We start from the raw sequence: 7,597 nt of genomic DNA on the forward strand, positions 1-7,597 counted from the left end.
CATAATTCATAATTAATTACAACATTAACTTAAGGCTTCAGCAGATTTGGACATCCAGGGTGCATCATTCGTAAATTTCGGACTTGAGGAGATGTTGTGGCGTACTGGGTGAAAATCCTTTACGAAAGGAAAGAATATGTAGTAAATTTTGAACGTGTCCATGCTTTTTGTTATGAACTGAATGGCAGAGTTACTTTTTGGCTACCCGATAGTGCTATTCCTATAATAATTAACCCACAAAGTAACCTAGAAGACTATCAAAAAATTCTCAATTATTTAGAATGTGTGACAGTATTAAAATTAGATTGTGCCCACTGGGTGAAAATAATTTACGAAAAAAATGAATATGTAATTAATCTCAACTGCATCAGTTCCTTTTGTCATGAACCGAACGGCAGGATAACTTTTTGGTTGCCAGATGGTACTATTCCTATTATTATTAACCCTGTAAGTAATCCTGAATCTTATGAAAAAGTCGTGAAATACGTTCAGAAAGCAACAGGATATTCTTTGTCTTGAAATTACTGTGTAGCAGAACAAGGTAACAATAAAGTTGAAAAACAGATTTACTATCTTCCCAATTTTAAAAAATGGTTTGTGTAAGTTTTTGCTCAATTAGCCTAGGTATTTAATCATCTTTTTTGTATAGTTATCTCAGAAAAAAATTGTAACTTTAGTAGTAAGGTGCTGATTTTAAAATTGCATATATAGCCGTAGCCACATAGGTTAGGACAATGTTGATTACTAAAAGCCTTGATGATATCACTGGGTTTATACTCAGCACGGGCTAAACGCCCCGCTGACGCTAACAGCACTTTGCTATAGCTCACTGCCATTCGTCAAAAATTTGTTTTATCCGCTCAATTGCCATGTCTGCTGCTTCTTCTGGAGATATGCTATTAACAACTATTTGATTGAGAGCCTTACCCCAAACATTCTCTTCTAAAACTAGACTATAAGCAGGGTTTTGAACAATATAAAATGGGCGAGTTAGACCTTTAGTCAGTGTTTGAGTTGCAGTGGAAAGATGAGGATCTGCTGGATTTGTCCAAAAAGGGTCTTTCCAAACAGACTTCATTACTGGTAAATACCGACCTCCAGTAGCTTTAAGATAGTTTCCTATTATCTCAGGTTTAATTAAATACGCTAGAAAGTCCTTGGCTACCTTTTGGTTTTTAGACTCGGCAAACAAAACTATTTCATTAACCGAGACTAAGTAGCGCATCGGTTTACCATTGGGTTTGTTCGGAAATTCTAGGATACCAAGCTTGTGACGATAAGTGTCAGGATCTTGGCGGACAGCAGCAGGAATCGAGAGCGAGGAGTTAGGCGTCATAACCACGCCACGATTGAGCAAGCTGCGATTATTGTCTGGATTTAACCAGTTTACTGCATCTGGTGGTACGTAATCCTGCTGGAAAAATTTCGCATACCACTCTAAGCTCTTAACAATACCTTGATGCACCTGAGGATCGTTGAGGAGAAGTTGACCCTTGGAGTCTAAAATTTGGACATTGTATGCCTCTAAAATCTGCTCAAATAAGTAGTAGGTATCTGTAGACCCAGTAGAGAAAGGAAAGCCTAATCCGTAAATATTCTGTTTTTGCTGTGCGCGTAAATCATCCTGCACTTGTTTCCAAAACTCCCAGAAAGCATCCCACTCTTTGGGGATATCGCTTTGAGTTCGACCTACTTGCTCTAGCAAGTCTCGCCAGTAGAAGATGTGAATTGTTAATTGATTAATTGGGACTGCATAGTAACTCAACTTTTTATCGACGTTGTTATATAAACGAACTGCTTCCAGCACACCTTCAGAATAAATACTTTTGACTGGCTCAATTACATCAGAGACATCTACCAGTTTACCTTCCCAGGCGAGACGTGGATACAACTCCCTCTCAGCACTGCTATTTATTACGAGATCAGGCGAATTACCTGCCTGAAGTGCCCTTTGAGTCTTTTGTGGCAACTCATCGTTAGTATAGAAAGTAAGTTTAATTTTGTTGCCGCTTTGTTGTTCCCAGTTACTAATGATCTTCTGGAGCGCTTCATCCTCTTCCAGAGTATAACCTTTATCTGACCAAATCTTCAGGACTTTACTGTTAATAGGAGACTCAATGACTAAGGATTGATTAGATTTTAAGATGTTAATACAGGCAAGAAATATCAAGCTGAGTATGAATGCCATAAGTACGTAGCGATGGCTAGCTCTTATTAGCATTACGGTAAAAGTTTGCTTGACTCTTTGCTGATTCTTAAAGCCTTTAGCCATTGGACTGGCTTTGGTTCTGAATAATATACTCATTTTTTATGATTTTTGTCAGAAAAACATCTTTACTGCATCTTCTGACATCACATAGTGCTTATTCAAGTGTTATTTAATCCGTAATCTTAAGTTCTTTGTCTATTCTGCAAAAAAGTTGGTGTCTTTAGCAAGCTCCAAAGCAAATTTTTCTTTTACTAAGTACTGGAGTTTAGACTAGTTTGTGAAGCAAACTGCGGACGTTGCTGCGAATAAACTCATGGGTTTTTGTTCCAACCATGTGCTTTATGATTTGCATTGGACATTACCTCATTTTTCCACTCCTGAGCAGTCAGAACGTTGGAGCGATTTGATGCTTTTAGTCTCGTGGCAGTTATGGTTGGCAAAAGACGGTATTAGAGATTGTCCCCTACCTTGGCAAAAGCCTTGCCAGAATTTGTCTTTTGGTCAAGTCGCTTAATGCCTTTGCAACAGTTTTGGCTCGAATTGGAACACCTGCGCCTGCTCCCAAACAAGCGAGAAAAGTCTCCTGGTAAACCTCGCAAGCAACGGACTCGTTTTCCTATTGTCAAAAAAACCTTTAACAAGTCGAAGAAAGTATCTCAAAATACTGCCTAATGCTTTTTATCTTATTTAATACTCTGATTGTTCGACATCAAGTCAATGGAATCTACTGTCGAGCTATTTTTGCTTACTTTAAGTCTAAACTCCAGTCAAAAAGGTCTAGCATCAGACCCTATTAAGTATTTTGCTGCTCCTGAAAATCAGGACTTAGGCATTGTTAAACGACAACGAAAACCAAACATGAAGCTCATTGTTGCACCTTTTCCTGAGAAACAACGAGGCACATCTGAATTTTTCTTTCAAGCACCTTCTAAAATCCTCTTGACAACTGGCTCACAGCCTTAACTTGTGACCAATGGCTAACAGGTGGCTTGAGGCGTAGGTGGGCAAACAAACCTTTGAACACTTTTATTGAAGCTTTAGAGGCATTTAAAACGGCTATATCTTATCGATTTTTCAATTGGTTGACCTTAAATCGTGACCTGTTTGCTGCCTATAAAGCCAGTTTGGGTTACATTTGGGTTTAATTTTTGTTTAAGTCTTGGAGTTTCTACGCTATGCGACTTGAACCTAAATTTTGTCACGTAATCGCAGGAAATTTGCTGAATTTGGGTCAATTATTAGTGCCCGATCGCAATACTCCAATGCTTCTTCTCGTTTTCCTAACTTAATTAAAGCATAAGTTAGGTTAGGGATGACAATTCTTAAACCACGAATATTGGACAGACTTTCATCAATTTCAAAGCCTTTAGATAATTCCTCAACAGCCCGATCAAAAACTTCGTGAGCTAAAAATGCTTGTCCCATTGCTGTATGTACCTTAGCAAGATGTTGCTGCTCATCAAGTTCTTCTCCTAACTTGATACTTTGACGAAAGTACATTTGTGAAAGCTCAAAAGCTTTTTCCCTTTCTTGATGAGCTATAACTTGACCTAAACTATTGGCTATGATGGCTTGTCCTCGTTTGTCTTTAAGCTTTTCAGCTAAGTCGTAACTTTGTCGGAGAATTTTTTCAGCTTCATTCCATTTCTGTTGTTTTTCTAAAACACCACCCAAGGTATTTAAGACTTTGGCTAAACTTGGCAAATCTTTTTTATCCTCAAAAATTTCCTGACTACGTTTAAGAAGTATTTCGGCTTTTTCAAATTTTCCTTTTAATTTCCAAGCTCTACCAAGGCTGTGCAACACCCATGCAACTTGAATAGAGATATTAAGATGGATAAAAACTTTTTGGCTTCTTTTTAAGACTTCAAGTGCTTTGTCTACAAGTGTTTGTTGTTCCAAAAGAAAATTCCCATATTGGTGAAGTGCTATACCCATTCCATTCAAAATTGAAGCTGAAACTTCTTCATTACCATAGTCTTTTGAGAGTTCAACAGCATGCTCGTAATATTCAATGGCTAGATCAAACTTCTCTTGTTGTAATGCTACATAGGATAAGCTATTTAATGTCCATAGCATTCTTTCTTGATTATTCAAGCTCTTCTCAATAGCAAAAATACGTAACAATGTATTAGAAGCCTCGTCAAAATCTCCATGATCTCTTTGCAGACTAGCCAAGGAACTAAGTGTCATGGCTAATCCTCGCTGATTTCCAAGTTCTTCCTCAATCTGAGCAATATTTTCAAAAGTTGTAATTGCTTTTTGAACCTGTCCTGCTGCTTTCAAAAGTTGACTAACTTGTGTTAAGGCTATTGTTAGCCCCCTGGAAACACCAAGTTCTGTTTCAATAGCAACACAACGTTTAGCTGTTACCAGTGCCTCTTCTAGTTTGCCCTGTTGCTGGAGCAGTCCTCCTAAACGGTTTAACCCAATGGCAAGTTGAGATTGGTGATTGAGGGCTTCATCAATTGCAATTTCTCGTTCAAAAGCCTGCTGTGCTTGTTCTAATTTGCCCTGTTGCTGAAGCAATCCCCCTAAACGGTTTAACCCAATGGCAAGAGATGATTGGTCATTGAGGGCTTGGGCGATCGCAATTCCTCGTTCAAAAGCCTGCTGTGCTTGTTCTAATTTGCCCTGTTGCTGGAGCAGTCCTCCTAAGCAGTTCAACCCAATGGCAAGAGATGATTGGTCATTGAGGGCTTGGGCGATCGCAATTTGTCGTTCAAAAGCCTGCTGTGCCTTGTCTAGTTTGCCCTGTTGCTGGAGCAGTCCTCCTAAACGGTTTAACCCAATGGCAAGTTTAGATTGGTCATTAAGGGCTTCGTCAATTACAATTTCTTGTTCAAAGGCCTGTTGTGCCTCTTTTAACTTGCCCTGTTGCTGGAGCAGTCCTCCTAAGCAGTTCAACCCAATGGCAAGAGATGATTGGTCATTGATGGCTTGGACGATCACAATTCCTCGTTCAAAAGCCTGCTGCGCTTCTTCAAGTTTGCCTTGGGACTGCAATAATTTGCCTAAACGATTGCAGACAATGCCTAAAGATCGATCATCCCCAATTTCTTCTTCAATCAGAATTTCATCTCTAAAAGTGTGAATAGCTTCTTCTGTCTTACCTTGTTTCTGAAAGACACCACCCAATACATTCAGCACCTTGGCTTCACGTCTCTTCTGAGTATCTAGGTTCTCAATCTTCTGTAAACACGCTTGTGCGGAACCTAAGATTTCTTCAGCTCGTTCAAATTCTTCTGCAAAAGACCAGTAGCGAGCCTCATGCATTTTGTATCGAACTACTGCATTCCAATCTTCAAATAGCTCTGCCCAAGACTGAAACTGGGTCATCAGAGTGATTGCCTTTTGCCAGTAGCCATACTGCTCAAATAATGGCTGTAGCTTTAAAGCAAATTGGTAGGTTTCCATTTTACTCTGTGCGGTGTCAGCTTCATGAGTCTGCAACCACTGTGCTGCCAGAATCACATCATCTAAATTCGCGGCAACTTCAGCAATAGTAGTTTCATGTCTCAATTCATCAGACTGTAGCCACTCTACAAAAAACTTGGCATGACGTTCTTGTGCTACAGCCAACAGCCCTCGCTTACGAGCCAACGCCTCCGCATACACCCGCACCAAAGGATGCAGTACAAAACGGTTCTCTCCAGAATCTACATAATTCAATAGTGACAAATCATAAAGTTTCTTTAAACAACGCTGGGCTTGCAGATTCCTCTCGCATCCTGTTGCTGGCATTGCTGTTTGCTTAGTAAATCCTTCTGCTGCACACACACTTAAACAAGCAAAAAAATCAACTTCATCCTCTGAAAGCGACTTCAAGCTTAAATTTAATGAAACTTCTACGTTGAGGTCTCGATCGCCTTCTACTTTGAGTTCTTCAAACAGTTCATCTTTCTCTTCTTCCAGAGCTTTTGTATAGTCATCCAAAGGCTCGCGTTGCCCTCGTAAAGCTGCGCCTAGCACCTGCAACGCTAAAGGCAAATTACCAACTAATTTCACCAGTCGCTTTGTCGCTGCTACAGCATTTTCAACTCGCTCATCTCCCAAAATCTTCTTCAACAATTTCAGAGCATCTGCTTCAGGCAACGGCGGTAAATCAATGGTTTCTTGCTCTCCAATATCTAGAGAAAAAGACAAATTTCTTTTTCTAGTCGTCACTATCACCGCACAGCGAGTCCCTCCAGGACGCAATTTTTTAATGATTGCTTCCTCAGCATTGTCAAATATCAGCAACATTTTACGGTGAGTAAACACCTCTTGCATTAGAGTCGCTGCATCCCGTTCGTCTTCCGAATCCAGTTCCTCTCCACAACGTCTCACAAACTCACGGGCAATAGTATCCACATCCTTACCATCTACCCGTAATCCAATTACTCCATCTGGAAATTTGTCTTGATGAATCGTTGCAAAGCGGCACGCTAAAGCAGACTTGCCAATACCACCACCACCAGATACCCCGACAATACTACAGACTTTAGAACCCTGTGAATTTAGTAATAGTGCTTCTAGTTGCTGGAGTTGTTCCTCACGCCCTGTAAAATTAGGTGTATCTGATTGTGGCAGCACGAAGGGTATATGCGATGAAGCTTTCGTATTGGAAACTCCCCAAAACTCTCTCTCCCACGCCTCACGCGTTAAAGCACAAATATTTTCAGCAAACTGAACCAGCTTAAGACTATCCTCCAAGCCGACAAGATCCAGATCACGGTCTGCCAAGTTCCTTAAAAAGCGCTCTAGATTGCTTTGTCCTTCAGAACGTAATAGCTCCAGTAATTCATTAAAAAAGACGAGATTGGTTCCTTCCCAAGTGATTTGACGACCTAGCCGATCAAACCCTACAGCAGCTAATAATGCTTTACGCTGCGGAACTGTTTGTGTATTGAGCATTCGTGACAAAAACTTCAACAGTTCCGGTTTCAGGGGCATCGTAAAGGCTTCCTAGTCACTGGAGTTGAGACTTCGAGTATCTAATTGGCTGCTAAATTCACCAATTCTCTAATCTCTGAGGGCAAATTCGCCAAAATTCTCTCTACTAGTATACCTTCGTTTCTAAAATAACGTCGCTGGGTTGTGGGTTCAGGTATATTACCACCTGCATGATGAAGGGCAACAACCTCCCATCCATCGTTTAATACTGGCGAGCCAGAAGAACCGTTCTGTGTAGAGGTAACATACTGCACCACATTTCCTCCAATATATTCAACAAAATTGTTTTGGAAGGAAATTTCTTTGGGTCTTCCGGCTGGATGCTGAATGATGTTCACTCGCTCTCTGCCCTTGATATTTCGGTGTTGCATAATAAAGGGATGAGGAGAGGGTTCATACTGTGCATTGTCCATACTGTAAGTCTACGGAGATTAGAAAAAATGGAAAAAGAAG

The 7,597-nt window shown here is 40.3% G+C and carries 5 protein-coding genes and 2 pseudogenes; 4 read left to right on the forward strand and 3 right to left on the reverse strand.

Annotation, left to right across the window (positions count from 1 at the left end; translation table 11 throughout):
* Window positions 1-96: 96 nt before the first annotated feature.
* Window positions 97-519: a hypothetical protein gene (locus V7K89_RS11775; RefSeq protein WP_335187282.1), complete on the forward strand. Its 423-nt coding sequence runs from the start codon at window positions 97-99 to the stop codon at window positions 517-519.
* Window positions 520-826: 307 nt separating this feature from the next.
* On the opposite strand, the gene V7K89_RS11780 is transcribed toward V7K89_RS11775, so the two are convergent.
* Window positions 827-2,305, reverse strand: a complete 1,479-nt coding sequence (locus V7K89_RS11780; RefSeq protein ID WP_335187284.1) for a sugar ABC transporter substrate-binding protein — start codon at window positions 2,303-2,305, stop codon at window positions 827-829.
* Window positions 2,306-2,486: 181 nt separating this feature from the next.
* On the opposite strand from V7K89_RS11780, the gene V7K89_RS11785 reads away from it, so the two are divergent.
* The 3 genes and pseudogenes from V7K89_RS11785 to V7K89_RS11795 all read left to right on the forward strand — a co-directional run.
* The gene (locus tag V7K89_RS11785) at window positions 2,487-2,723 is read left to right on the forward strand and encodes a hypothetical protein (RefSeq protein ID WP_335187286.1); all 237 of its coding nucleotides are present in this window, start codon (window positions 2,487-2,489) and stop codon (window positions 2,721-2,723) included.
* 254 nt (window positions 2,724-2,977) lie between these two features.
* Window positions 2,978-3,172, forward strand: a pseudogene (locus V7K89_RS11790) (IS4 family transposase); the annotation flags it as partial.
* Window positions 3,173-3,186: 14 nt separating this feature from the next.
* A pseudogene (locus V7K89_RS11795) lies at window positions 3,187-3,354 on the forward strand (IS701 family transposase); the annotation flags it as partial.
* 43 nt (window positions 3,355-3,397) lie between these two features.
* On the opposite strand, the gene V7K89_RS11800 reads toward V7K89_RS11795, so the two are convergent.
* Both V7K89_RS11800 and V7K89_RS11805 read right to left on the reverse strand, forming a co-directional pair.
* Window positions 3,398-7,144 carry a tetratricopeptide repeat protein gene (locus tag V7K89_RS11800; RefSeq protein WP_335187288.1) on the reverse strand — a complete coding sequence of 1,249 codons (3,747 nt, stop codon included), beginning with the start codon at window positions 7,142-7,144 and terminating at the stop codon, window positions 3,398-3,400.
* 41 nt (window positions 7,145-7,185) lie between these two features.
* A complete protein-coding gene (locus tag V7K89_RS11805) occupies window positions 7,186-7,557 on the reverse strand; it encodes a trypsin-like serine peptidase (protein ID WP_335187290.1) in 372 nt (123 codons plus the stop codon).
* Window positions 7,558-7,597: the final 40 nt, after the last annotated feature.

The sequence above is a fragment of the Nostoc sp. genome (genome assembly GCF_036917515.1).
GTDB lineage: Bacteria > Cyanobacteriota > Cyanobacteriia > Cyanobacteriales > Nostocaceae > Nostoc.

Coding starts and splice junctions, on each gene's coding strand:
- V7K89_RS11780 (WP_335187284.1), bottom strand. CDS start 2,305: ATGAGTATATTATTCAGAACCAAAGCCAGTCCAATGGCTAAAGGCTTT.
- V7K89_RS11800 (WP_335187288.1), bottom strand. CDS start 7,144: ATGCCCCTGAAACCGGAACTGTTGAAGTTTTTGTCACGAATGCTCAAT.
- V7K89_RS11805 (WP_335187290.1), bottom strand. CDS start 7,557: ATGGACAATGCACAGTATGAACCCTCTCCTCATCCCTTTATTATGCAA.